This is a genomic window from Citrobacter sp. S55_ASV_140 (assembly GCF_018919505.1).
GTDB classification, from domain to species: Bacteria; Pseudomonadota; Gammaproteobacteria; order Enterobacterales; family Enterobacteriaceae; genus Citrobacter; species Citrobacter werkmanii.
In genome coordinates, this window is record NZ_JAHLQZ010000023.1 from 1 (window position 1) to 25,960 (window position 25,960).

At 52.3% G+C, this 25,960-nt stretch carries 20 protein-coding genes; 15 read left to right on the plus strand and 5 right to left on the minus strand.

All coding sequences use genetic code 11. The annotated features are described in order from the left end of the window. Positions 1–2,791 (minus strand): MdtB/MuxB family multidrug efflux RND transporter permease subunit (locus KQJ18_RS06160; protein ID WP_216421653.1); only part of this gene is annotated, 2,791 nt, incomplete at its 3' end. Then, entirely contained in the window at positions 2,791–4,038 is a 1,248-nt protein-coding gene (locus KQJ18_RS06165; RefSeq protein ID WP_110497468.1) for an MdtA/MuxA family multidrug efflux RND transporter periplasmic adaptor subunit, read from the minus strand. The genes KQJ18_RS06165 and KQJ18_RS06160, both read right to left, overlap by 1 nt. A gap of 279 nt (positions 4,039–4,317) precedes the next feature. Here KQJ18_RS06165 and KQJ18_RS06170 point away from each other — a divergent pair, with 279 nt between their 5' ends. Next, positions 4,318–4,377: a type I toxin-antitoxin system Ibs family toxin gene (locus tag KQJ18_RS06170; protein WP_106672390.1), complete on the plus strand. Its 60-nt coding sequence runs from the start codon at positions 4,318–4,320 to the stop codon at positions 4,375–4,377. A 99-nt stretch (positions 4,378–4,476) separates the two neighbouring features. Here the strand turns inward: KQJ18_RS06170 and yegD are convergent, their stop codons facing one another. Beyond that, positions 4,477–5,829 carry a molecular chaperone gene (gene yegD, locus KQJ18_RS06175; RefSeq protein ID WP_038641815.1) on the minus strand — a complete coding sequence of 451 codons (1,353 nt, stop codon included), beginning with the start codon at positions 5,827–5,829 and terminating at the stop codon, positions 4,477–4,479. Positions 5,830–5,965: 136 nt separating this feature from the next. Here yegD and alkA point away from each other — a divergent pair, with 136 nt between their 5' ends. Further along, positions 5,966–6,835, plus strand: a complete 870-nt coding sequence (alkA, locus tag KQJ18_RS06180; RefSeq protein ID WP_069323641.1) for a DNA-3-methyladenine glycosylase 2 — start codon at positions 5,966–5,968, stop codon at positions 6,833–6,835. Here the strand turns inward: alkA and KQJ18_RS06185 are convergent. Beyond that, on the minus strand, positions 6,803–10,132 hold the full coding sequence (locus KQJ18_RS06185) for a diguanylate cyclase (RefSeq protein ID WP_038641812.1): 3,330 nt from the start codon (positions 10,130–10,132) through the stop codon (positions 6,803–6,805). The genes alkA and KQJ18_RS06185 overlap by 33 nt on opposite strands. 316 nt (positions 10,133–10,448) lie before the next feature. On the opposite strand from KQJ18_RS06185, the gene udk reads away from it, so the two are divergent. The 3 genes from udk (at position 10,449) to asmA (ending at position 13,642) form a co-directional block, all read left to right on the plus strand. Further along, positions 10,449–11,090: a uridine kinase gene (gene udk, locus KQJ18_RS06190; protein WP_003036776.1), complete on the plus strand. Its 642-nt coding sequence runs from the start codon at positions 10,449–10,451 to the stop codon at positions 11,088–11,090. Positions 11,091–11,181: 91 nt separating this feature from the next. Beyond that, a complete protein-coding gene (gene dcd, locus KQJ18_RS06195) occupies positions 11,182–11,763 on the plus strand; it encodes a dCTP deaminase (protein ID WP_003834269.1) in 582 nt (193 codons plus the stop codon). A 25-nt stretch (positions 11,764–11,788) separates the two neighbouring features. Beyond that, positions 11,789–13,642, plus strand: a complete 1,854-nt coding sequence (gene asmA, locus KQJ18_RS06200; protein ID WP_216421660.1) for an outer membrane assembly protein AsmA — start codon at positions 11,789–11,791, stop codon at positions 13,640–13,642. Between the two features lie 44 nt (positions 13,643–13,686). On the opposite strand, the gene KQJ18_RS06205 is transcribed toward asmA, so the two are convergent. Beyond that, entirely contained in the window at positions 13,687–15,270 is a 1,584-nt protein-coding gene (locus KQJ18_RS06205) for a TerC family protein (protein WP_069323487.1), read from the minus strand. A gap of 655 nt (positions 15,271–15,925) precedes the next feature. On the opposite strand from KQJ18_RS06205, the gene KQJ18_RS06210 reads away from it, so the two are divergent. From KQJ18_RS06210 to gmd, 10 genes are all read left to right on the plus strand, one after another. Next, entirely contained in the window at positions 15,926–17,065 is a 1,140-nt protein-coding gene (locus tag KQJ18_RS06210) for a polysaccharide export protein (RefSeq protein WP_038641800.1), read from the plus strand. Between the two features lie 5 nt (positions 17,066–17,070). Further along, positions 17,071–17,520, plus strand: coding sequence for a low molecular weight protein-tyrosine-phosphatase Wzb (gene wzb, locus KQJ18_RS06215; protein WP_038641798.1), 450 nt, complete (start codon positions 17,071–17,073; stop codon positions 17,518–17,520). Next, positions 17,517–19,679: a tyrosine-protein kinase Wzc gene (gene wzc, locus KQJ18_RS06220; RefSeq protein ID WP_216421663.1), complete on the plus strand. Its 2,163-nt coding sequence runs from the start codon at positions 17,517–17,519 to the stop codon at positions 19,677–19,679. Before wzb ends, wzc begins: the two co-directional genes overlap by 4 nt. Before the next feature lie 77 nt (positions 19,680–19,756). Further along, a complete protein-coding gene (gene wcaA, locus KQJ18_RS06225; protein WP_069323489.1) occupies positions 19,757–20,599 on the plus strand; it encodes a colanic acid biosynthesis glycosyltransferase WcaA in 843 nt (280 codons plus the stop codon). 2 nt (positions 20,600–20,601) lie between these two features. Beyond that, on the plus strand, positions 20,602–21,090 hold the full coding sequence (wcaB, locus tag KQJ18_RS06230; protein WP_038641791.1) for a colanic acid biosynthesis acetyltransferase WcaB: 489 nt from the start codon (positions 20,602–20,604) through the stop codon (positions 21,088–21,090). Further along, positions 21,087–22,304, plus strand: a complete 1,218-nt coding sequence (gene wcaC, locus KQJ18_RS06235) for a colanic acid biosynthesis glycosyltransferase WcaC (protein WP_216421664.1) — start codon at positions 21,087–21,089, stop codon at positions 22,302–22,304. Before wcaB ends, wcaC begins: the two co-directional genes overlap by 4 nt. Then, a complete protein-coding gene (gene wcaD / locus KQJ18_RS06240; protein ID WP_216421666.1) occupies positions 22,279–23,496 on the plus strand; it encodes a colanic acid polymerase WcaD in 1,218 nt (405 codons plus the stop codon). The genes wcaC and wcaD overlap by 26 nt, the downstream gene beginning before the upstream one ends. A 5-nt stretch (positions 23,497–23,501) precedes the next feature. Next, positions 23,502–24,248, plus strand: coding sequence for a colanic acid biosynthesis glycosyltransferase WcaE (gene wcaE, locus KQJ18_RS06245; RefSeq protein WP_204578246.1), 747 nt, complete (start codon positions 23,502–23,504; stop codon positions 24,246–24,248). 9 nt (positions 24,249–24,257) lie between these two features. Further along, positions 24,258–24,812: a colanic acid biosynthesis acetyltransferase WcaF gene (gene wcaF, locus KQJ18_RS06250; protein WP_110497481.1), complete on the plus strand. Its 555-nt coding sequence runs from the start codon at positions 24,258–24,260 to the stop codon at positions 24,810–24,812. A 24-nt stretch (positions 24,813–24,836) separates the two neighbouring features. Then, the gene (gmd, locus tag KQJ18_RS06255; protein WP_038641779.1) at positions 24,837–25,958 is read left to right on the plus strand and encodes a GDP-mannose 4,6-dehydratase; all 1,122 of its coding nucleotides are present in this window, start codon (positions 24,837–24,839) and stop codon (positions 25,956–25,958) included. Positions 25,959–25,960 lie beyond the last annotated feature (2 nt).

A 25,960-nucleotide genomic window follows, 5' to 3' on the forward strand; every position in this document is an offset into this window, starting at 1 on the left:
CGATACCGATGAGCAAAATAATGCCGATAATCGCAATGACGTCCAGTTCGCTGCCGGCAATCATTAACGCCAGGAGCGCGCCAACGCCTGCCGTGGGCAGCGTGGAGAGAATGGTAATCGGGTGAATAAAGCTTTCATACAGCACGCCGAGTACGATATACATCGCGACAACCGCTGCCACAATTAGCCAGATAGTGTTGCCCAACGCGGCCTGGAAGGCCAACGTACTGCCCTGGAACTGGGTGGTAATGTTCGCTGGCAGGTTAAGCGTTTTTTCGGCATCGAGGATCGCCTGTACCGCATCGCCCAATGAATAGTCGTCTGGCACATTGAACGAGATGGTTGTCACCGGGAACTGATCGAGATGGTTAATCGACAGCGGGGCAAAACGCTGTTCAATGCTGGCGATAGCGCTGAGCGGCACCACGCCGCCGTCGCTACTGGTCAGACGAACAGTGTCCATGGCCGCAAGCCCTGGCGTCGTGTTGGTGTCATGTTCTAACACGACGCGATACTGGTTTGCCTGCGTATAGATGGTTGAAATCAGACGCTGGCCGAAGGCGTTGTACAGGGCGTTATCGACATCCGCCATGCTGATACCTAAACGGCTGGCGCTGTCGCGATTGACGTTCACATAGGCTACCAGCCCTTTGTCCTGCCAGTCACTGCTGACATCAGACACCTGCGGAAGCTGTTGTAGCTTTTCCAACAGTTGGGGAACCCAGGTGCTGAGCGCATCCAGGGAGGTTGCTTGCAGCGTGAATTGATATTGCGTCCGGCTGACCTGAGTATCAATCGTCAGGTCCTGCGTAGGCTGAAGATAGAGGTCGACGCCAGGAACGTTGTTTACTGCCTCCTGTAACCGCGCGATCACTTTCTGCACGCGATCGTCGCGTTCATCCAGTGGCTTAAGGTTGATTTGCATACGTGCGCTGTTTAATGCCGGATTGGTGCCGTCCACGCCAACAAAAGCGGTCAGGCTCTCAACCGCCGGATCTTGCAGGATGACATCTGAAACCTGACGCTGACGCTGGGCCATGCTGGCAAACGAACTGGACTGCGGCGCCTGCAGCGTGCCCTGAATGATGCCGTTATCCTGTATCGGGAAGAATCCTTTTGGAATAAAGATCCACAGCATGACGCTCAGCGCCAGCGTGCCAAGCGCCACGCTGAGCGTCAGCCACGGATGGTTGAGCACCTTTGCCAGCCAGTGGCCGTACCCGGCGATGACGCGATCAAACATCCGTTCCGAAGCGCGAGAGAAGCGGTTCTGTTTACGTAACGATGCCTGGCTGAGCATGCGGGCGCACATCATCGGCGTAAGGGTGAGCGACACCACCGCAGAAATCAGGATCGCCACGGCCAGCGTTACGGCAAACTCGCGGAACAATCGCCCGACAATATCGCCCATAAACAACAGTGGGATCAGCACGGCGATCAGCGAAAATGTCAGAGAGATGATGGTAAAACCAATCTCGCCCGCACCTTTCAGGGCGGCGGTCAGCGGTTTTTCGCCTTTTTCGATATAACGTGAAATGTTCTCAATCACCACGATGGCGTCATCCACCACAAAACCGGTGGCGATGGTTAACGCCATTAAGGTCAGGTTATTGATAGAGAAATCAAGAAATACCATGACCGCAAAGGTGCCGATTAGCGACAGCGGAACGGCGACCGCGGGTATAATCGTCGCCGGGATATTGCGCAGAAACAGGTAGATAATCATAACAACCAGCGCAATCGCCAGCATCAGTTCAAACTGGGTATCAGCTACAGATGCACGAATATTGGTTGTACGATCCGAAAGCACGCTGACTTTTACTGATTTAGGCAGGCTTTCAGTGAGCTGCGGCAGCATTTGGCGGATGCTGTCAGCAGTGGAAATGATGTTTGCCCCAGGCTGGCGCTGAACATTCATCACAATGGCTTGTTGCTTATTGGCCCATGCGCCCAGCCAGCTATTTTCTGCCCCTTGCTCCACGGTCGCGACATCGCCCAGACGTACCGGCGCACCGTTTTTATAGGCAATAATCAACTGACGATATTCATCTGCAGACTGCATCTGGTCGTTAGCTGAGAGGGTGACGGCGCGCGTTGGGCCATCAAGACTGCCTTTGGCCGAGTTGACGTTAGCGCCGGTAATTGCCGTACGGATGGTTTCGCTGGTCAGACCGAGCGCGGCAATGGCCTGCGCATTAAGCTTGACGCGGACGGCCGGACGTTGCCCACCGGAAAGCGTTACCAGACCCACGCCGGAAACCTGAGAGATTTTCTGTGCGACGCGGGTTTCGACCATATCTTCAACTTGCGTCATCGGCATGGCGCTGGAGGTGACAGCCAGCGTCATGATTGGTGGATCCGCCGGGTTTACCTTGCTGTAAACCGGCGGGTTGGGCAGATCGCCCGGTAATAAATTGGTCGCGGCGTTAATTGCAGCCTGTACTTCCTGCTCGGCGACATCCAGCGGGAGCGTCAGTTGAAACTGCAATGTCACGACCGAGGCGCCGCCGGAACTTTGCGATGACATCTGTTTTAAGCCGGACATCTGTCCAAACTGACGTTCAAGCGGCGCGGTCACTGCCGAGGTCATGACGTCCGGGCTGGCGCCGGGGTAGAGCGTTACGACCTGAATCGTGGGGTAATCCACTTCCGGTAAGGCGGCGATCGGCAAGAAACGATAACCGATAATACCGGCTAACAAAATGGCGACCATCAGCAGCGTGGTGGCGACGGGGCGCAGAATAAACAGGCGCGATGGGCCGCCTGAGTTGCCGGGTGGTAACACCTGCATCAGGAGTTAGCTCCTTTTTTGCCGTAGCCGCGCGGCGCAGTTTTCTCGTCTGTCACTGAGGCGTCTTGCCCCTCCACGACTTCAACTTTTGCCCCTTCCGTCAGGCGGTCAATACCGTCGGTCACCACGCGATCTCCTGCGGACAGCCCGGCGGTAATCACCACTTTCTGGCTATCCTGGATACCCGGTTTCACCAGGTGTTTACTCACCTTATTGTCGCTGTTCAGCACCCAGACAAAGTGACCTTCATTACCCATTTGCAGGGCGGCCGTGGGGATGACTACGGCGTTTTGTTCCGTGTCGACCAGCATGCGGGCGTTAACGAACTGGTTCGGGAATAAGGCATCATCCTGATTGTTAAACCGGGCCTTAACTTTGATGGTCCCGGTGCTCGTGTCGATCTGATTGTCGAGACTCAGCAGGACGCCTTCGCTCAGTTTTTGCGAATTAGTACGGTCCCAGGCTTCGACCTTCAACGGGTTCCCCGATTTTTGCGCCCGTAACACGGTGGCGATGTCGTTTTCAGGTAAGGTAAATATCAGGTCGATAGGGTGGGTTTGTGTAATGACGACGATACCGGTGGTATCGCCGCTGGAAATCTGGTTGCCAACATCCACCTGCTTCAAACCGACCCGACCATCGACAGGGGCAGTTATACGGCTCCAGTCGAGCTGCAATTGGGCGCTGGCGACGCTGGCTTCATCCGCTTTGATTGTCCCTAACGTCTCATTTACCAGCGCCTGTTGGGCATCCAGCTCCTGGCGGGAGACCAGATTGGTTTTTACCAACTGCTGATAACGCGCAAGGTCGCGACGGGCATTCGCCAGCGTGGCTTTATCTTTTGCCAGTTGCCCCTGCGCCTGAGCCAGAGCAACTTTAAACTGGCTGGGGTCTATCTCTGCCAGCAGGTCGCCAGCTTTTACCTGTTGCCCTTCCTCGAAGTGTAACGCGATGAGCTGGCCATCTACCCGGCTTCGCACCGTAGCGGTATTGGCGGCAGTAATGGTGCCTAGCCCCGTCAGATAACGTGGAACGGCTTCCTCGGTGGCGGTGGCAGCCTGAACGGGAGCCAACGGCCCGGAACGCATACCACGACGCCCAGCCCCTGGCGAGTGCTGTGCTGGTTTGGTCGCGCCTGGTGCGGTTCCCTGGGGTTCACTGCGGCTTTGCCAGAACCAGAATGCGGCGATGGCGGCCACGACGATCACAATTGCTATCACCCGGCGGGATTTGTTACTGCCTTTCATTGTTATGAGTTTCTCATCCTGAAACGATTCGCGGAATGATACTAGTTTAGCCAGCGAACAAGGGAGAAAAATGGAGGAATTATGAAACACTGTCGGGATTCGTCTGAATGCTGACGCGGCTTTGCGAGGTATTACGCAACATTAAGCGGTGAAAACGGCGAACAAGAAATAGTGCGTTAGAGTGCGTTCAAGGCAAAAAGGAGGTAAGCCAGAGATTTCAGCGGGACGCTGGAACGGGAAAGCCCCTCCTGAGGAAGGGGCCAAAATAAGGAAAGGGTTATGATGAAGTACGTCATCATACTGGTGATACTCTTAGTGATTAGCTTACCGGCTTACTAAGACACCAGGGGGAGGGGAAACCTTCCCTAACCCTCACTCCTGAAAATAAGCTACAGCTAAGGTGATGTCAATACACGTCCTTTTCAGCATGCGAGCGGCTTAGCGGAAAACAACCTCAGCCCAGCGGGCCAGTCCGGCGGTGACGGAACCGAAATCATCGCCACCGGCAATTGGGATCCCCGGAAGCTGCTCTGCGAGAGCTTTTTTGATCAACGGCGAACGCGCGCTGCCGCCGGTCAGGTAAATCACGTCCGGTTTTTCCTGCGCGTTTTCCAGCGCCAGTTGAACCTGCTCGAGAATGCGCACCAGGGGCTGATTGAGCGCGGCTTCCAGTCCGTGTTGGCTGATATCGGTGGCCAGCGTTTCACTGATAAACGGTATCGCCGCCGTAACGATGTTCTGGTCGGAGAGTGCGATTTTGCTCTCTTCTGCGCTGCGTACCAGGCGGTAGCTCAGACGCTCGCGCCAGACTTTGAGCAACAGGGCGACTTTATCGGCTTCCCGGGCGTCGCGCACAAGATCGTTCAGTAAGCGTCCGTTGGCGCTACTGTAGAACTCACTTTGCGCGGGGACATCGTTAATCGCGACCGCGTTCCACCAGGGCAGAATAGGTAAGGCGATGCCTTTTTCCGTTTCTCCACCCATGCCGAGGAGCGGCATCAAGTGTTTAAATGCCAGCGCAATATCCAGATCGTTACCGCCTACGCGGCAGCCGCTGTGCCCCAGCAGGCTATTTTCGCGATCGGCGCGTTGATGCCATTGCGGCCCCATCAGCAACAATGAACAGTCGGTCGTACCCCCGCCAATGTCCACGACCAATACGCGTTTTTCTTCCTGCAGCGTGGCTTCGTAATCCAGGCCAGCCGCTACCGGTTCGTATTGAAAAACAACATCCTGAAAACCAGCGCGTTTTGCCGCACGTTCAAGAATCCCCTGCGCTTGAGCATTGGCGTCATCGCCACCTAAACCCTGGAAGTTGATTGGGCGACCAATAACGGCCTGGGTGATGGCTTCCGGCAACTGGCTTTGTGCCTGATTACGAATATGCAGCATCATGGCGCAGACCAGATCCTCAAACAGCGCAACCTGCTGCGGTTTCAGACCGCTGGCACCGAGAAAGGATTTTGGTGATTTAACGAAGTACACCTCTTCCGGATCGTCAATATAGTGACCCAGTGAAGCCAGACCGAACTGCACGCTGTTGGCATTCACCTCAATATCTTCTTCGCGGTTATAGCGCATCGCACGACGCAGCAGCGCCTGCGTTTCGTCATCCGTGGTTGGGACATCGTGATGGCGATACAGCCATTCGCTGACAGCTTCGCGCGTTGGCGCACACAGCATTGAGGGCAGAAGCGTGCTGTTGTTTTCCATTTTGAGCAAGTGTGGCTGCCCGTCTTGCATAACGGCCACTGAACAGTTTGCCGTACCGTAGTCAAAACCAATAAACACCGTAAAAATCCCCATGCCAGTGAAGAAGGGGCGTGACTTTAACGAAATGTCGACGTCCCGACAACTGGAATATGAAAGCAAGGCGTATCGTTTGAATACCGTTTATGCTGTAGGTTTGCTTGAAAAGGAAAACGCAATGTTCACGCTGAGTTGGCAACCGCCTTATGACTGGCCCTGGATGCTGGGGTTCCTGGCCGCCCGTGCGGTGGAAGGGGTAGAAACCGTGGGGGATCTGCGTTATGCCAGAAGCCTGACTGTCGGGAATCATCGTGGTCTGGTGCGCGTGATACCGGATCTACACACCCATCAACTACACGTGACGTTGAGTCCGGGGCTACAGCCGGTTGCCGCAGAGTGTCTGGCTAAAATGACGCGCTTATTCGATCTTACCTGTTGCCCGCAGCAAATCGTCAGCGCGCTGGGAAGCCTTGGGGCAGCGCGCCCGGGACTGCGTTTGCCGGGCAGTGTTGATGCGTTTGAACAAGGAGTACGGGCGATTTTAGGGCAGTTAGTCAGCGTAGCTATGGCGGCGAAACTGACGGCGAAAGTGGCGCATACTTATGGGGACACGCTGGAGGATGCGCCAGAGTATGTGTGTTTTCCTACCCCTGAAGCGCTCGCTGATGCCGATCCATTACACCTGAAAGCGTTAGGGATGCCGCTCAAACGCGCTGAAGCGTTAATTCATCTGGCTCGCGCGACGCTGGATGGAACGCTTGCGACACAAGCGCCTGCCGATATCGAGCAAGGCGTCAAACATCTGCAAACGTTCCCCGGAATAGGGCGCTGGACCGCCAACTACTTTGCGCTGCGCGGCTGGCAGGCGAAAGATGTTTTTCTGCCGGATGACTATCTGATTAAACAACGTTTTGCCGGCATGACGCCCGCCCAGATTCGGCGGTATGCAGAGCGCTGGAAGCCCTGGCGCTCCTATGCGTTATTACATATCTGGTATACGGATGGCTGGCAGCCGTCAGTTGATGGCGAAATTACTGGTATTCAGTAGCAGATCCAGCGGTTGGGCGTCGGCAATGATATCGCCATAAATCATATCAATCCCGATGCCAGAAAGCGCATCCATGATTAGCGGCAACTGCACCGGACCAGCGATGGTTTTAATGTCCAGACGCTGAGCATGGCCCTGGATAATGGACACCCACATTTCGTCAATCAAGTTACCGTGGACACTGGCGCTTAGCTCGCTGTCGAGTAGAAGGTAATCAACCATGTGATACTTCAGGTTGTCAAAAAGATCTAAATCGCGACCGACATGACTTAAAATAATTCGACATCCGCACTGTCGCAGTCGATGTAGTGTGGATATAGCCTGCGTTGGGTTTGTTTTTATCACGTTAGACGGAACGGTCAGGTGCAGCAGTCGTGGTGGTAACGGACTTCTTTGCAGTTGCCCCAGCAGTTCGTCAACAAGTTCTGTATTCAGCAATCCGGCGGCGGAAAGGGGCAGGGCAATGCTGAGTCCCTTACTGGCGACGGCCGGGGCTGCGCTCTGGAAGAACTCGGTAAATACCCGGCGGTCAAGCGCCTGATTCAATGTAGAATCGACCAGCCCGGCACGGAAAGCGTGCTCTTCAATAATTTCCCCTTCAGCTGTCCCTAAGCGTAGCGAGAGCAGCCAGAAGCTAAACGTCTCTGGTATACGCGGGGAGGCCACGCCCCTGGCGATGATTAACATTGGATTGTGCGTAATGGTGTGTCTTTGTTCATCCAATGACAGTTGGCTTCGCGCCGCATGGGCCTCGCTTTGCTGGGGTTCATAAACGCAGACTCGCCCACGTCCACTGTTCTTCGCCGCATAACAGGCTATATCCGCCTGGGACATGACGTCGCTCGCGACATGGTTTTTTTCATCAATTAGCGTAATTCCCGCACTGGCGCCAATACGGTGCAAGCGTCCATCCCACATAAAGTGGTAATCGTTGATGGCGCTGATGATGCGACCTGAGATAAAGCGGGCGCTTTCGATATTACAATCTGGCAGCAACAGACCAAACTCGTCACCGCCAAGGCGCGCCAGCATATCGCTGGAACGCAGCATGCTGAGCATCAGTGAAGAGAGTTCGCGTAGCAGGGCATCGCCTGCGGCGTGACCGGCACTATCGTTTACGGCTTTAAAACGATCGAGATCGATAAAAACCAATGCATGACGTTGGTGCGTGTCGTGAACCGTATGCAGTAACTGTTTTAGATGATTTTCGAAGCTGACCCGGTTTGCCAACTGCGTCAGATCGTCATGCGAGGCGCTGTAGCTAAGCTGGCGCAGCATTTTACGTGACTCGGTGACATCCTGAATCACCAGCACCGAGCCAATGCTGCCGCCATCGAGTGTGCTGAGGGGGGTGATGCTGTACTGAATGTCATAACTGTTGCCGTTGCGACAATGCAGGACGACTTCCTGCTCGATGGCCGTACGCGACATGTCAGCGCTGTAGATATTCTCCATCAGCGGTCCGTTGTCGCCGAAAGTAATACGGAGTACCGTCAGCAGCGGAATACCGATGGCGCTTTCCTGCTGCCAGCCGCTCATCTTCTCTGCGACCGGATTCATAAAGGTCACGTTCATATCGACATCAATACAAATCACTGCTTCGCCAATCGAATCCAGCGTAATGTGCAGACGTTCTTTTTCCTGATACAACGCTTCGTTAAGCTGCTTCACCTCGGTCATATCCATATTGATGCCAAGGAAGCGTTCAACTTCACCATCTTTATTCAGTACCCGGTTTGCCAGTGAGCGGATGTGCCGCACGCCATCTTTGACCGCAATACGAAACTCGAGCTTAAAGGGGGCCCGTGCGGCCAGCGAATCGCGAATGACATTTTTAGCATGTTCACGATCTTCGGGCACAACGCAGTCATACCAGACTTGCCAACTGGGTTTGATATGCGCAGGGACTTCATAGAGATCAAACATGCGCTTATCCCAACTGATTACGTCAGGCTGCAGCTCCCATTCCCAGATGCCAATTCCCCCGGCTTCATTGGCGAGGGTAATGCGCTCCATCAACCGTTTATTAATCCACTCGGTATGCTTCAGATCGTTAATATCCTCAACCTGCGCAATAAAGTAGAGTGGGGTATTATCGCTATTACGCACCAATGAAACGGCCAGCAAGGCCCAGACGACATCACCGGAGCGCGTGTAATAGCGTTTTTCCATGGAGTAGCTGTTGATTTCCCCGCGCGCCAGCATATCTAACTGCTCGAGATCATTATTCAGATCTTCCGGCCAGGTTAATTGCTGGAAGGTTAGCGAACGTAGCTCATCCTGGCTGTAGCCCAGAAACTGGCACAACGCTTTATTCGCCTGGAGCCATTGCCCCTCGGTCCCCACCAGCGCCATACCAATCGCGGAATATTCCATGGCATTGCGAAAGCGCGATTCGCTTTCAGAGATATGTTTGCGTTCGGCCCGAAACGCGTACATCACCATCGTCATCATATTGGCCGGCAGCAGGATCATCAAAAACGGCAGCCAAGGCAGGCTGGTCGTCAAGTTGGGTTTTGGGATGTAGAGCAGCGAAGGGTCTGCGGCCAACATCATCGAGACCATCATTACGGTGCTGAGGAAAATTAAAAATGCCTCCATTCGCGGCAGACGAACAGCGCTCCACATCAACAGGACGATAACGCAGGTAAAAGGCCATGGAAGATACATCATGGACAGCCAACTGAGCGTCAAGGTCACCAGAAGTGTGATGACGGTTTCAAGCAGTAACCGTGGGTCGCGGTGGCGGAGCAGATAATGGGGCTTAAACAGCAAACCTAACGGCACCAGCGCCAGCGCGCCGATGGATTCTGACAGCACCCAAATAAGAAAGGTATTTAACGAGGTTTCCTTTGGCAGCAATAACCACAGTAGTAAGCCGCCCAACACGGGAGGAACCACGGCGCTGCCAAAAGCCAGGCGCGCCCAGTCGTTGAGATTTTGTAAGGGGTTGTACCAGGGCAGCAGTTTACGCAATAGCATTGCGCCAACGACAGCCTCAATAATGTTGATAGCCGTATAGGTGAAGCTAAGCGATTCACCGGGGAAGAAGAGTAAGGACGCGCCGATATTACCAAATGAACAAGCCAGCGCAATTCCCGGCCACATCTTTCCCGCATGACGGTAAAAAGCCACCATCATGATTGACGTTGGGAACCAAAGCGGCGCCAGCTGCGCGCCGAAACGTGACAGTTCCAGCGAGAATAGCGTAAAAATAAAAGCCACCAGACCTAAACTGGCCATGCGCAGTAGAGGATGAGGTAAGGTAACTAAAACATGTTGGGATTGTTTACTCATTACCACTCTACCCAAATAGCCGATGTTGTCCGGGAGATATGCCGAATACATCTTGTTTAATCTGCGATTATGCTAGTACAAATAATTTACAATTTATACGCCAGCTGCGCATAAATTAACACTCTCAAGCTATTAATTCCTAAGGCTGATAGATAAATTTAGCACCTGCTTTAAAACTGATCATTTTAATTTGCGACAAGGAAAGCATTGGCGCAGGCTGGACTGGCATCGCGCCGCTGAAATCCCTATAATTGCCGCGTTTGGCGTTTCGACGCCGCCCTTCCTTAACATCCAGGTTAATCAGGTCGCTAAATTTATGACTGATCAGTCCCATCAGTGCGTCATTATCGGCATCGCCGGCGCATCGGCTTCCGGCAAGAGTCTTATTGCCAGCACGCTTTACCGCGAATTACGTGAACAAGTCGGTGACGAACATATTGGCGTTATTCCCGAAGACAGCTATTACAAAGATCAAAGCCATCTGTCGATGGAAGAACGTGTAAAAACCAACTACGACCATCCGAACGCGATGGATCACAGCCTGCTGTTTCAACATCTGCAGACGCTTAAACGCGGAAGTGCCATTGAACTACCCGTTTACAGTTATGTTGAGCATACACGCACGCAAGACACTATTCATATCGAACCCAAGAAAGTGATCATCCTGGAAGGCATTCTGCTGCTGACAGACGCGCGTTTGCGTGACGAGATGAACTTCTCTATTTTTGTTGATACGCCGCTGGATATATGCCTGATGCGCCGTATTAAACGGGACGTGAACGAGCGTGGCCGTTCCATGGATTCGGTGATGGCGCAATACCAAAAAACCGTACGTCCAATGTTCCTGCAATTTATTGAGCCTTCAAAACAATACGCCGACATCATCGTGCCGCGCGGGGGTAAAAACCGCATCGCCATCGATATTCTGAAGGCTAAAATCAGTCAGTTCTTTGAATAAGTTCAGCGAATTGTGTACCGTTCAGTGATAACCTGGCTCACCCTTAACGCGCCTGGCATTAAGGGGTTGAAGCACGAAAGGAGAAAGTGCCATGCGTTTATGTGACCGAGATATTGAAGCCTGGTTGGATGAAGGTCGCCTGTCGATCACTCCACGCCCTCCTGTCGAGCGAATCAATGGCGCCACGGTAGATGTGCGTCTTGGTAACAAATTCCGTACGTTCCGCGGTCATACGGCGGCGTATATCGATTTGAGTGGACCGAAAGATGAAGTCAGCGCTGCGCTGGATCGCGTGATGAGCGATGAAATCGTCCTTAAGGACGGCGAGGCATTTTTCCTGCATCCGGGGGAGCTTGCGCTGGCGGTGACGTTCGAATCCGTGACGTTGCCTTCCGATCTCGTCGGTTGGTTAGATGGACGTTCTTCATTAGCGCGTCTGGGACTGATGGTACACGTTACCGCACACCGTATCGATCCGGGCTGGTCAGGGTGCATCGTACTGGAATTTTACAACTCCGGAAAATTACCGCTGGCCCTGCGCCCTGGCATGCCAATTGGCGCGTTGAGTTTCGAACCGCTTTCCGGTCCGGCTGCGCGACCTTACAATCGTCGTCAGGATGCAAAGTATCGCGATCAGCAGGGCGCCGTTGCCAGCCGGATCGATAAAGACTGAATGTTTTCAGTCCATTGGGGATAGCATGAGACGATTTCTGACAACGCTGATGATCCTTCTGGTCGTGCTGGTGGCCGGTTTTTCTGCGTTAGTACTGTTGGTGAATCCGAATGATTTCCGCGCGTATATGGTCAAGCAGGTTGCTGTGCGTAGCGGATATCAGCTGCAGTTGGATGGTCCTCTGCGTTGGCACGTATGGCCTCAGTTGAGCATCCTTTCGGGGCGCATGGCGTTGACGGCTGAAGGTGCCAGCGAACCCCTGATTCGTGCCGACAATATGCGCCTCGACGTCGCGTTGTGGCCGTTGTTGAGTCATCAGCTCAGTGTGAAGCAGGTGATGCTCAAGGGGGCTGTGATTCAACTGACCCCGCAAACTGAGGCGGTGCGTGGACAAGATGCGCCCGTTGCCCCCAAAGACAATACGTTGCCCGATCTGGCGGAAGATAAAGGATGGTCGTTTGATATCGCCCGTCTGCGCGTCGCCGACAGCGTTCTGGTATTCCAGCATGAAGACGACGAGCAGGTAACGGTTCGCGATATTCGTCTGGAGATGGAACAGGATAGCCAGCACCGCGGTACGTTTGATTTTTCCGGGCGTGTGAACCGCGATCAGCGTGACCTTGCGCTATCGTTTAACGGCACCGTCGATGCCTCCGACTACCCGCATAATTTGTCCGCTAATATTGAGCAGTTAAGCTGGCAGCTACAGGGGGCCGATCTTCCGTCGCAGGGCATTAAAGGTGAGGGACAGCTTCAGGCGCAGTGGCTGGAAGAGAAAAAACAGCTCGCGTTTAACCAGATTCATTTAACCGCTAACGACAGCTCTCTCGCCGGGCAAGCCCAGGTGTCGCTGTTAGATAAACCCGAATGGCTCGTCGACCTGAAATTTGGTCAGCTCAATCTGGACAATCTGATTGTGCAACGCGATGCCGTGGCGGCGACAAACGGTGAGGTTCAGCAAGGGCAGAATCAGTCGACGCTGGCGCGCCCCGTCATTGCTTCGCAGGTTGATGCCGTCTCTTACCAGGGACTCAAGGGATTTTCGGCAGACATCACGTTACAGGCTGACAAAGTATTGTGGCGTAAAATGGCGTTTGAGAATGTCTCGGCAAAAATAAATAACCAGTTCGGCTTAATGAATATCGCACAGCTGGAAGGCAAAAGTAACGGTGGACGTGTTTCGCTTCCCGGTACGTTGGACGCCAGAAAAGATGCGCCGCGCGCAGTCTTTCATCCGCGGCTGGAAGGCGTAGAAATTGGCGCTATCCTCAAAGCCTTCAATTACCCCATCGCGCTGACCGGCAAGCTGTCACTGGCGGGAGATTTTTCCGGCTCGGATATTGACGCCCAGGCGTTTCGCCATAGTTGGCAAGGCCAGGCTCATGTCGAAATGAGCGATACGCGAATGGAAGGGATGAACTTCCAGCAGATGATACAACAAGCCGTAGAACGCAGCGGCGGTGATGTGAAATCACAGCAAAATCTGGATAACGTCACCCGTCTGGATCGCTTTGTCACCGATATGACGCTGGATAACGGCGAGGTTACGCTGGATAACATGGCCGGTGAGTCGGCGATGCTTGCGCTGACTGGCAAGGGGACGTTAGACCTGGTGAAGCAGAATTGCGACACGCTGTTTAACATTCGCGTGCTGGGCGGTTGGGATGGCGAAAGCAAGCTGATTAAGTTCCTGAAAGCCACGCCGGTTCCTCTCAGGGTTTATGGCCAGTGGCAGGCGCTGAACTATAACTTGCAGGTCGATCAGTTGCTGCGTAAGCATCTGCAGGATGAAGCGAAACGTCGTCTGAACGATTGGGCCGATCGCAATAAAGACTCCCGCAACGGTAAAGATGTTAAAAAGTTGCTGGATAAACTCTGATTCACATTGCCGGATGGCAGCTAATGCGCCATCCGGCGGGTGATTTACACCTCGTAATCCATCTCTTCTTCACCGTGTAGCGGTATCAACTGGACTTTTTGCACGCGATGGTTTTCTACCTGCAGAGTTTTTAGTCGGTAGTCGCCAACCTGAACTTCCTCTCCGGTTTTTGGAATACGCTGTAAATATTCCATCAAAAGCCCGGCAATGGTGTGATATTCACGTTTTTCATCTAACGGAATAGGGACGTACTGCACCAGATCTTCCAGCGGCATGTGACCGTTAGCTGTCCACGAACCATCGGCATTTTTCTGGATATCATGGCGGGCATCAATCTCCTCTACCTCATTTGGCAGATTACCGGCGATGGTTTCCATTACGTCACTGAGCGTTACGATCCCTTCGACAGAACCAAATTCATCTGCAATAAAAGCGAAGTGCGTGCGGGCATTACGGAACTGCTCCAGCGCCGGAAGCAGCGGCAGGGTTTCCGGGAACACCAGCGGCTGACGAATCAGGACGCGTAAGTCGAGCGCCTCACCACGCAGAGACTGCTGCAGCAGATCGATGACATGCACTACGCCCAGCAGCTCTTCCTCCTCGTCTTCCCCGGTAACAACCAGGCGCGTATGCTGATTTTTTTCCAGTAAAGCGCGAATTTCTGCTTCGGGTGCGTTGAGATCGACGTGTTCAATGTCGTGGCGTGAGGTCATGATGCTGCTGACGGTACGCTGATTAAGATTCAGTACGCGCTCAATCATCCGCCGTTCCTGAGGCGCAAAAATCTGACCCTCCTGGTGATCCGCCAGCATAGCAGCGGTTTCGGCATCCAGTTCGGCATCTTCTTTTTGACCGCTCAGCAGCCTCATCACCGCCTCCGCAGTGCGCTGACGCAAGGTATGGTTGGCTGACAGGAAGCGACGACGGTTAAAGATTGCCAGCTGGTTCAAGGCTTCGATCATAACTGAGAAGCCGATAGCGGCGTACAGGTAACCTTTCGGGATATGGAAACCGAACCCTTCGGCGACCAGGCTGAAACCAATCATCAGCAGGAAGCTCAGGCACAGAATAACGATGGTTGGGTGGCTGTTGACAAAGCGAGTCAACGACTTACTGGCGAGCATCATCAGGCTGATGGCGATAATCACCGCCGCCATCATCACCGCCAGGTGATCGACCATCCCGACGGCGGTAATGACGGAATCCAGAGAGAAGATGGCGTCAAGCACCACAATTTGCGCGACCACTCCCCAGAACTTAGCGCCTTTACGCTGGGTGGGATTGTCGCTGTCTTTGCCTTCCAGCCGTTCGTTTAGCTCCATTGTGGCTTTAAACAACAGGAAGAAACCGCCAAACAGCATAATCAGATCGCGCGCACTGAAACTGAGGCCGCGAATGCTGAACAGTGGCGTAGTCAGCGTCACCAGCCAGGATATTGATGCCAGTAGCAGCAGTCGCATGACCATCGCCAGCAGGAGCCCGGTAATACGCGCCTTATCCCGCTGGGCAGGAGGGAGTTTCTCCGCGAGGATGGCAATAAAAACAAGATTATCAATGCCAAGAACAAGTTCGATCACGATTAGCGTGACGAGTCCGGCCCAGATTGACGGATCGGCAATCCATTCCATAGTAAATGCTATACCCATAGTTGTATGACAATTGTCACAATTCGATCATGGGTAAAACTGGCGGAAAATGCAATGCCGGAAAGGGATTTCTCTGGCGGTTATATCAGGATGCCAGCGGGATAATAGCCGTAATGTAACTACAGGAAATAAACTTCTTTAGCCAATTATATTTAGGAAATATCGCAGGTGGCGTATTTATTTAGTCATGCTGTCAATATCGATAAAATCCTAAAAACATATAAATTCCACGCTTAATATTAATCTTAAAAGCAAGTGAACGGAGGCTTGTTATCTTGCCTGCTATTCACTTAGCTGCAACAATTCTTGCGGTAATAATCAAAAGATAATATTTCCTCATTAACCGGTGACGTTATTCCCGATGCGTTGCTGTTCTGAATATGATGAAAATAAAGGAGAAGATAAAAATTTAAATTAATCAGTGCATTGGTAGCTAATGAAGCCAGGGGCGGTAGCGTGTCTGGTCACCTGAAAACAAGCCTAAATTATTCTGTCAAGAGACCGCAGATGAATCCATTATTTTTAGGACTGATGCCAGTTAAATTCCTTTTCAATTAACGGCAAGGTAAATGTGTACAGGCGAAGCCACTATTTAGAACGCACGTGATAATTACTCTGCCAAAGTGATAAATAATCAATGATGAACTCCAAACTTAAATTGATACCAGTCCTGGTATCGGTAATCTTGATAAACGGTTGTACCGTGCTTCCGGGCAGCAATATGTCTACGATGGGCAAAGATGTGATTAAACAGCAGGACGCTGATTTTGATATCAATCGGATGGTGAATGTTTATCCACTGACCCCGCGACTGGTCGAGCAATTACGTCCTCGTCCGAATGTTGCACAGCCTAACATGTCGCTGGAGCAGGAGATTGCAGGATATCAGTATCGGGTCGGTCCAGGCGATGTCCTGAATGTGACCGTCTGGGATCATCCTGAACTAACAACCCCGGCCGGGCAGTATCGTAGCTCAAGCGATACCGGCAACTGGGTGCAGCCTGATGGCACCATGTTTTACCCCTACATTGGCAAAGTCAGCGTGGTGGGAAAAACGCTGGCAGAAATTCGTAGTGATATTACCGGGCGCTTAGCGAAGTACATTGCTGACCCGCAGGTGGACGTTAATATCGCCGCTTTCCGCTCGCAGAAGGCTTATGTCTCCGGGCAGGTGAATAAATCTGGCCAGCAGGCCATCACCAACGTACCGCTTACCATTCTTGATGCCATTAACGCCGCAGGCGGTCTCACCGAGGCGGCTGACTGGCGCAATGTTGTACTGACTCACAAAGGGCAGGAGCAACGAATTTCACTGCAAGCGCTGATGCAAAATGGCGACCTGAGCCAGAACCGTCTGCTCTATCCTGGCGACATTCTGTTTGTTCCGCGTAATGACGATTTGAAAGTCTTCGTGATGGGGGAAGTGAAGAAGCAGAGCACCCTCAAAATGGACTTCAGCGGTATGACGCTCACCGAAGCGCTTGGCAATGCGGAAGGTATCGATCTGACCACCTCCAACGCCAGCGGCATTTTCGTTATTCGTCCGTTGAAAGGCGAAAGCGGGCACAACGGCAAGATCGCCAATATCTATCAGCTTGATATGTCCGATGCGACTTCGCTGGTGATGGCGACGTCATTCCGACTCCAGCCTTACGATGTGGTGTATGTCACGACCGCGCCGGTTGCCCGCTGGAACCGTTTGATCAATCAGTTGCTGCCGACCATTAGCGGTGTTCGCTATATGACGGACACGGCCAGCGACCTTCACAACTGGTAATCGTCATGTTTAACAAAATATTGGTTGTCTGTGTGGGGAACATTTGCCGTTCCCCGACGGCAGAACGCTTGTTAAGGAAGTTTCATCCGGCGTTGACGGTCTCTTCTGCAGGTCTAGGGGCGCTGGTGGGTAAAGGTGCGGATCCCTGTGCTATTAGCGTCGCGCAGGCGCACAACCTGTCACTGGAAAATCATTGTGCCCGCCAGATCTCAGGACGCATGTGCCGGGAGTATGACCTGATCCTGACCATGGAAAAACGCCATATTTCAGCCCTGTGCGAAATGGTGCCGGAGATGCGCGGCAAAGTGATGCTTTTTGGTCACTGGGACAGCGAACGTGAAATTCCCGACCCATACCGTAAAAGTCGGGATGCGTTTGACGCGGTGTACGCATTACTTGAACGGTCTGCCCGCCAGTGGGCTCAGGCATTGAACGCGGAGCAGGGAAAACAATGACAGAAAAAGTAAAACAGTCTGCCGCGCCGGTTACGGGCAATGATGAAATCGATATTGGTCGTCTGGTAGGAACGGTGGTTGAAGCTCGCTGGTGGGTGCTTGGTATTACGGCGACGTTTGCGTTATGTGCGGCGGTCTACACGCTGTTTGCCACGCCGATCTACAGTGCGGATGCGCTGGTGCAAATTGAGCAAAATACCGGGAATTCCCTGGTGCAGGATATTGGCTCGGCGTTGTCGAATAAACCGCCGGCTTCGGAAGCGGAAATTCAGCTCATTCAGTCACGGCTGGTACTGGGAAAAACGGTAGACGATCTCAATCTGGATATCGCGGTGACGAAAGATACATTTCCGATTTTTGGCGCAGGCTGGGATCGGTTGATGGGGCGCCAGAATGAAACCGTTAATGTCACCACCTTTACGCTGCCAAAGGCGATGAAGGAACAGACTTTTACGCTAAGCGTGTTGAACGATAAAAGTTATCAATTAGTCAGTGATGGGGGATTTAGCGCCCGCGGTCAGGTTGGGCAATTGTTGAATCACGATGGCGTGACGATGCTGGTTGAGGCGATTCATGCCAGCCCTGAGAGCCAATTTACCGTCAGCAAATTTTCCACATTGGGCATGATTAACACCCTGCAAAATAACCTGATGGTGACAGAAACCGGCAAAGATACTGGCGTATTGAGCCTGACTTTTACCGGCGAAGACCGCGAACAAATCCGCCAGATCCTCGACAGTATTACCCGCAACTATCTGCAACAAAACGTAGAACGTAAGTCAGAAGAGGCCGCTAAAAGTCTGGCGTTTCTGGCAAAACAGTTGCCTGAGGTGCGTAACCGGCTGGACGTTGCCGAAAATAAGCTGAATGCCTTCCGTCAGGATAAAGACTCCGTGGATTTGCCGCTGGAAGCTAAAGCGGTGCTCGATTCCATGGTAAATATCGATGCGCAGCTCAACGAACTGACCTTTAAAGAAGCGGAAATCTCCAAGTTATTCACCAAAGCGCACCCGGCGTATCGCACATTGCTGGAAAAACGCCAGGCGCTGGAAGATGAGAAAAGCAAGCTGAACGGGCGCGTTACGGCAATGCCGAAAACGCAGCAGGAAATTGTCCGGCTGACCCGCGATGTTGAGTCCGGTCAGCAGGTCTATATGCAGCTGTTAAATAAGCAACAGGAACTGAAGATCACCGAGGCGAGTACGGTCGGAGATGTACGCATCGTCGATCCCGCGATTGCCCAGCCAGGCGTGCTGAAGCCGAAAAAGGCGTTGATTATTCTCGGTAGCATTATTCTTGGTTTGATGCTTTCGGTGGTGGGCGTATTGCTGCGTTCCCTGTTTAATCGCGGCATTGAAAGCCCGCAGGTGCTGGAAGAGCATGGCATCAGCGTTTATGCCAGCATCCCGCTTTCAGAATGGCAAAAAGCTCGCGATAACGTTCAGACCATTAAAGGTGTGAAGCGTTACAAACAAACCCAGTTACTGGCGGTGGGGAATCCAACGGATCTTGCCATAGAAGCGGTCCGTAGCCTGCGTACCAGTCTGCACTTCGCCATGATGCAGGCGCGCAACAACGTGTTGATGCTGACCGGCGTCAGCCCGTCGATAGGTAAAACATTTGTCTGCGCTAACCTGGCGGCGGTCATTAGCCAGACCCACAAGCGCGTGCTGTTGATCGACTGTGACATGCGCAAAGGCTATACCCACGAACTGCTGGGTACCAGTAACGTCAACGGTCTGTCTGAGATCCTCGTCGGTAAGGGGGATATCTCCTCCAGCGCGAAACCGACCTCCATTGCGAATTTTGATCTGATCCCTCGCGGACAAATCCCCCCTAATCCATCTGAGCTTCTGATGAGTGAACGCTTTGGCGAACTGATTACGTGGGCCAGCGAGCACTATGACCTGGTCCTGATAGATACCCCGCCAATACTGGCGGTGACCGATGCGGCAATTGTTGGCCGCCATGTCGGCACCACGCTGATGGTGGCGCGTTATGCGGTCAATACGCTGAAAGAGGTGGAAACCAGCCTGAGTCGATTTGAGCAAAACGGCATTCAGGTTAAAGGGGTGATCCTGAACTCGATCTTCCGCCGTGCCAGTGGCTATCAGGATTACGGTTACTACGAATACGAATACACGTCGGATTCGAAATAGATAACGAACAGCAACGCATATCGAATGTAGGCCTGATAAGCGTAGCGCCATCAGGCAACTTTATTTGGGAAACGAAAATGACGACAGAAAACCCACTCATTTCAATTTATATGCCAACCTGGAATCGCCAACAGCTGGCCATTCGGGCGATTAAATCGGTGTTGCGCCAGGATTATCCTCACTGGGAGATGATCATCGTGGATGACTGTTCTTCCTCGTATGAGCAACTACAGCAGTTCGTTGAGGAACTGAACGACCCACGCGTGTGCTATACGCATAACGCGACGAACTCCGGGGCCTGCGCGGTACGCAATCAGGCCATCATGCAGGCTAATGGGCAATATATTACGGGTATTGATGATGATGATGAATGGACGCCGAATCGCCTGAGCGTGTTTCTGCAGCATCGTCATCAACTGGTTACGCACGCGTTTCTGTATGCCAATGATTATGTTTGTGAAGGCGAAGTGTATTCGCAACCGGCCAGTCTGCCGCTCTATCCGAAGTCAGTTTACTCCCGACGCAAGTTTTACAAGCGCAATATTATTGGTAATCAGGTGTTTACGTGGGCATGGCGTTTTAAAGCATGCCTGTTCGATACCACACTGAAAGCCGCGCAGGATTACGACATTTTTCTCAGGATGGTGGTGGCGTACGGCAAACCGTGGAAGGTCAAAGAGGCGACGCAGATCCTGCATGTGAACCACGGTGAGATGCGCATTACCTCGTCACCGCATAAATTCTCCGGCTACTTTCAGTTCTATCGTAAGCACAAAGGTAAATTTGACCGGGCGAGTAAGAAGTATCAGCTGTTTACGCTCTATCAGATCCGCAATAAACGAATGAACTGGCGCACGCTGCTGACGTTGCTTTCCATTCGCAACAGTAAGCGTCTGGCCGACGGACTGCGAGGACGCTAAGTATGCTGGAAGATTTACGTGCGAACGGCTGGAGTCTGCGCCCCTGCTGCATGGTAGTGGCCTATCGGATTGCCCATTTTTGCTCCGTCTGGCGTAAAAAAAATATCTTGAACAACCTGTGGGCTGCGCCAGTGTTGGTGTTGTATCGCCTGATCACTGAATGCCTGTTTGGTTATGAAATTCAGGCCGCTGCATCTATCGGTCGTCGTTTCACTATCCATCATGGTTATGGCGTAGTGATCAATAAACACGTGGTGGCAGGGGACGATTTAACCCTGCGCCACGGTGTCACCATTGGCAATCCTGGCGGCAAAGATTTGTCCTGTCCGGTCATCGGTAACGGTGTCGAACTGGGGGCCAACGTCACTGTGCTCGGCGATGTCGCTATTGGCGATAACGTGACCATTGGCGCCGGGAGCGTGGTAGTGGATAGCATCCCTGACAACACGCTGGTGGTGGGCGAGAAAGCACGAGTGAAGGTAACAAAATGAATATCTTACAATTTAATGTGCGACTCGCAGAAGGTGGAGCGGCAGGTGTGGCGTTAGATCTGCATCTTCGCGCGCTGGCGAAAGGGTTGACGTCACGCTTTGTGTACGGCTATGGCAAAGGCGGCAAGAAAAGCGCCAGCCACGGTAATTATCCGCATGTTATCAAACATACGCCGCGCCTGACGTCGGCGGCGAATATTGCACTATTTCGTTTCGCTAACCGCGACCTGTTTGGCAATCTTAACAGTTTATATCGTACGGTGACCCGCACATCCGGCCCGCTGGTACTGCATTTTCATGTGCTGCACAGTTACTGGTTGAACCTGGAAGAGGTCGTGACCTTTTGCGAAAAGGTGAAGGCGCATAAACCGGACATCACCTTTGTCTGGACGCTGCACGATCACTGGAGCGTGACCGGGCGTTGCGCTTTCACTGACGGGTGTGAAAGCTGGAAAACCGGCTGCCAGAAATGCCCGACGTTAAGCAACTATCCGCCGGTAAAAATCGACAAAGCCCATCAGCAGGTGCCCGCTAAGCGGCAGAGGTTTCGCGACATGTTAGCGCTTGGCTGCCAGTTTATCTCTCCCAGCCAGCATGTGGCCGACGCGTTCAACAGTCTGTATGGCATGGGGCGCTGCCGCATTATTAACAACGGTATTGATGTGGCAACCGAAGCCATTCTTGCCGAACTGCCCGCCAGATATGAACCACACGGCAGACCGAAAATCGCGGTGGTGGCTCATGACCTGCGCTATGACGGTAAAACCAATCAGCGCCTGGTGCAGGAGATGATGGCGCTCGGGGAAAAAATTGAGCTGCATACCTTCGGCAAATTTTCTCCCTTTGCTGGCGATAACGTCATCAATCATGGCTTCGAAAGCGATAAGCGAACGTTGATGAGTGCGCTTAACGAGATGGATGGACTGGTGTTCAGCTCCCGCGTTGATAATTACCCGCTGATTCTGTGCGAAGCGCTTTCCATCGGGGTACCGGTGATTGCTACGCACAGCGAGGCGGCACAAGAGGTACTGGCGAAAGCGGGCGGTAAAACGTTCAGTGAAGCGGATGTATTGCGGCTGGTACAACTGAAAAAATCAGACATTGCGCAGGCGGTATTCGACACATCGCTTGCCGCGTTCAGCCAGCGCAGCCGGGTGGCATACAGTGGACAACAGATGCTGGAGGAATATGTCTCGTTCTATCAGAATCTGTAGCTATCTGCTGCTACCGCTGCTTTATCTGCTGGTTAACGTCAAACTTGCCCAGCTTGGCGAGAGCTTCCCGATAACGATTGTCACATTCTTGCCCGTTCTGCTGTTGCTGTTTGTCGAGCGCATCAATATTAAAAAATTAATGATTGCGCTGGGCGTGGGGGGAGGGTTGACGGCGTTTAACTACCTGTTCGGTCAATCGCTGAATGCCAGTAAGTACGTCACGTCCGCGATGCTGTTTGTCTATACCGTGGTGATTATTGGCATGGTGTGGAGTATTCGCTTCAAAACCATTTCGCCGCATAACTATATTAAGATCCTGCGCTTTTTCTGGCTGGTTGTCGGGCTGGTGGTAGGGTTAGCGGCAGTTGAAATGGCGCAGATCATTCTCAGCGGCGGCAGCAGTTTAATGGAAGTTATTTCGAAATATCTTATTTACAGTAACAGCTATGTTCTGAACTTTATTAAGTTTGGCGGAAAACGCACCACTGCGCTTTATTTCGAACCGGCATTCTTCGCTCTGGCGTTAATCTCAATTTGGCTCAGTATCAAACAGTTTGGTATCAAAACGCCTAAGTCCGATGCTATGATTCTGGCAGGGATAATATTATCAGGGTCGTTTTCCGGGGTGATGACGTTTATTTTGTTTTATCTCCTGGAGTGGGCGTTTCAGTACCTGAATAAGGATGCGATAAAAAAGAAGTTGCCGCTGGCGATAATCTCATTAAGCGTGTTTTTAGTCGGTGTGATATTTGTGTTTCCGTACATCGCAACGCGCCTTGGGGATTTAGGCACCGAGGGGTCGTCATCGTATTATCGAATCGTGGGGCCGCTAGTGATGGTCGGTTATTCGTTAATGCATGTTGATGGCGTCGTAAGATTCGGTTCGCTTTATGAATATGTCGCGTCATTCGGAATTTTTAACGGTGCGGATGTGGGTAAAACGATAGACAATGGTTTGTATCTGCTGATTATTTATTTTTCGTGGTTCGCCGTGATATTAACCCTGTGGTACATGGGGAAAGTTATGAAGATGATGATCACTGCTTTTGGTGATAATCAGAATTATCGGGTGCAGCTATATCTTTTTACGCCGCTGTCGCTGTTTTTTACAGGGTCAGTATTTAGTCCGGAATACGCTTTTTTAATTGTGTGTCCGTTTATTTTGCGCAAGGCGCTGAATATCGCGAGGTAAATCACATGCTGCTTAGTATTATTACCGTCGCCTTTCGCAATCTGGAAGGGATCGTCAAAACTCACGCCTCGCTGGCACACCTGGCGCAGGCAGGCGATATCAGTTTTGAGTGGATTGTTGTTGATGGCGGCTCCTGTGACGGTACGTCGGCGTTTCTTGAAGGTCTCGGTGGAGAGCACCGGTTGCGGTTTGTCAGCGAACCGGATAACGGCATTTATGATGCGATGAACAAAGGTATTGCGATGGCGCGCGGGCGCTTTGCGCTGTTCCTCAATTCCGGGGATATTCTGCATGCCGATGCGGCTCAGTTTATCCGCCAGTTAAAAACGCAGAGTGATAAAGCCATGGTTATCGGCGACGCGTTGCTGGATTTTGGCAATGGCAACAAAATTAAGCGCCGGGCAAAGCCGGGTTGGTATATTTATCACAGCCTGCCTGCCAGCCATCAGGCCATCTTTTTTCCGCTCTCTGGACTGAATGTCTGGCGTTATGATTTGCAATATAAAATATCGTCCGATTACGCGCTGGCTGCCAGACTATATAAATCTGGTTACGCTTTCAAAAAACTGGACGGGCTGGTGTCGGAGTTTTCGATGGGCGGAGTGTCAACGACGAATAATCTGGAATTATGCCGCGATGCAAAAAAAGTTCAGCGGCAGATATTACATATGCCAGGTTTTTTGACTGGGGTTTCTGAATATTTACGGCTGCGTACAACCGGTAAAACAAAAACCTTATATGGCAAAACGTAAGGGCACATTATGCAGGATTTAAGCGGCTTCAACGTGCCGAAAGGTTTTCGCGGTAGCGGTGTCATTAAAGTGCAATTATGGTGGGCGGTACAGGCAACACTGTTTCGCTGGTCACCCCAGGTAATGTATCGCTGGCGTGCGTTTTTATTACGCATGTTCGGTGCGAAAATAGGAAAAAACGTAGTTATTCGACCTTCAGTAAAAATTACTTATCCGTGGAAATTAACCCTGGGAGATTATGCCTGGGTGGGTGATGACGCGGTTTTATATACGTTGGGTAATATTACGATTGGCGCACACGCGGTTATTTCGCAAAAAAGTTATTTATGTACCGGAAGTCATGATTACGCCAGCCAATATTTTGATATTAACGCCACACCGATTGTGGTTGGCGATAAATGCTGGCTGGCGACAGATGTCTTTGTCGCGCCTGGCGTGACGATTGGCGATGGCACCGTCGTTGGAGCACGCAGCAGCGTATTTAAATCGCTGCCAGCAAATGTCGTTTGTCGGGGAAACCCCGCAGTAGTCACGCGCGAACGCGTCGAGAAAGTTACTCCCTGAGGGGATCATTTAAGAGGTAATAACATGTCAAAAGTCGCTCTCATCACTGGCGTAACCGGGCAGGATGGTTCTTACCTGGCAGAATTCCTGCTGGAAAAAGGGTATGAAGTGCACGGCATTAAGCGTCGCGCTTCATCATTCAACACCGAACGTGTGGACCATATCTACCAGGATCCACATTCAAGCAACCCCAAATTCCATCTGCACTATGGCGATTTGACGGATTCATCCAACCTGACCCGTATTTTAAAAGAGGTCCAACCGGATGAGGTCTATAACCTGGGCGCCATGAGTCATGTCGCGGTGTCGTTTGACTCACCGGAATACACCGCGGACGTCGATGCAATAGGTACGTTGCGTTTGCTGGAGGCTATCCGCTTCCTTGGTCTGGAAAAGAAGACCCGTTTCTATCAGGCCTCCACCTCAGAACTCTACGGCCTGGTACAGGAAATTCCGCAGAAAGAGACCACGCCGTTTTACCCGCGTTCGCCCTATGCGGTGGCTAAGCTCTACGCCTACTGGATTACCGTTAACTACCGCGAATCCTACGGTATGTATGCCTGTAACGGCATCCTGTTTAACCACGAATCTCCACGCCGTGGTGAAACTTTCGTCACCCGTAAAATCACCCGCGCCATTGCCAACATCGCTCAGGGCCTGGAGTCATGCCTGTACCTGGGCAACATGGATTCGCTGCGTGACTGGGGGCATGCCAAAGATTACGTCAGGATGCAGTGGATGATGCTGCAGCAGGATCAGCCGGAAGATTTCGTCATTGCCACCGGCGTGCAATATTCCGTGCGTCAGTTTGTAGAAATGGCGGCGGCGCAACTGGGTATCAAACTGCGTTTTGAAGGTGAAGGCGTGAATGAAAAAGGCATTGTGGTTTCCGTGACCGGACACGATGCGCCAGGCGTGAAACCTGGGGACGTGATAATCGCCGTCGATCCGCGCTATTTCCGTCCGGCAGAAGTAGAAACGCTATTGGGCGACCCGGCCAGAGCACATGAAAAACTCGGCTGGAAACCGGAAATTACGCTGCGCCAGATGATCTCTGAAATGGTTGCTAACGATCTTGAAGCAGCGAAGAAACATTCCCTGCTGAAGTCGCACGGTTACGAGGTTGCCATCGCGCTGGAGTACTGAGG

Excerpts from the sequence above, each read along its gene's own strand:
- wcaB (WP_038641791.1), top strand. The coding sequence starts at position 20,602 with ATGCTGGAAGATTTACGTGCGAACGGCTGGAGTCTGCGCCCCTGCTGC.
- wzc (WP_216421663.1), top strand. The coding sequence starts at position 17,517 with ATGACAGAAAAAGTAAAACAGTCTGCCGCGCCGGTTACGGGCAATGAT.
- KQJ18_RS06210 (WP_038641800.1), top strand. The coding sequence starts at position 15,926 with ATGATGAACTCCAAACTTAAATTGATACCAGTCCTGGTATCGGTAATC.
- udk (WP_003036776.1), top strand. The coding sequence starts at position 10,449 with ATGACTGATCAGTCCCATCAGTGCGTCATTATCGGCATCGCCGGCGCA.
- KQJ18_RS06165 (WP_110497468.1), bottom strand. The coding sequence starts at position 4,038 with ATGAAAGGCAGTAACAAATCCCGCCGGGTGATAGCAATTGTGATCGTC.
- KQJ18_RS06185 (WP_038641812.1), bottom strand. The coding sequence starts at position 10,132 with ATGAGTAAACAATCCCAACATGTTTTAGTTACCTTACCTCATCCTCTA.
- KQJ18_RS06205 (WP_069323487.1), bottom strand. The coding sequence starts at position 15,270 with ATGGAATGGATTGCCGATCCGTCAATCTGGGCCGGACTCGTCACGCTA.
- wzb (WP_038641798.1), top strand. The coding sequence starts at position 17,071 with ATGTTTAACAAAATATTGGTTGTCTGTGTGGGGAACATTTGCCGTTCC.
- wcaD (WP_216421666.1), top strand. The coding sequence starts at position 22,279 with ATGTCTCGTTCTATCAGAATCTGTAGCTATCTGCTGCTACCGCTGCTT.
- gmd (WP_038641779.1), top strand. The coding sequence starts at position 24,837 with ATGTCAAAAGTCGCTCTCATCACTGGCGTAACCGGGCAGGATGGTTCT.
- wcaA (WP_069323489.1), top strand. The coding sequence starts at position 19,757 with ATGACGACAGAAAACCCACTCATTTCAATTTATATGCCAACCTGGAAT.
- asmA (WP_216421660.1), top strand. The coding sequence starts at position 11,789 with ATGAGACGATTTCTGACAACGCTGATGATCCTTCTGGTCGTGCTGGTG.
- wcaE (WP_204578246.1), top strand. The coding sequence starts at position 23,502 with ATGCTGCTTAGTATTATTACCGTCGCCTTTCGCAATCTGGAAGGGATC.
- dcd (WP_003834269.1), top strand. The coding sequence starts at position 11,182 with ATGCGTTTATGTGACCGAGATATTGAAGCCTGGTTGGATGAAGGTCGC.
- wcaC (WP_216421664.1), top strand. The coding sequence starts at position 21,087 with ATGAATATCTTACAATTTAATGTGCGACTCGCAGAAGGTGGAGCGGCA.
- alkA (WP_069323641.1), top strand. The coding sequence starts at position 5,966 with ATGTTCACGCTGAGTTGGCAACCGCCTTATGACTGGCCCTGGATGCTG.
- wcaF (WP_110497481.1), top strand. The coding sequence starts at position 24,258 with ATGCAGGATTTAAGCGGCTTCAACGTGCCGAAAGGTTTTCGCGGTAGC.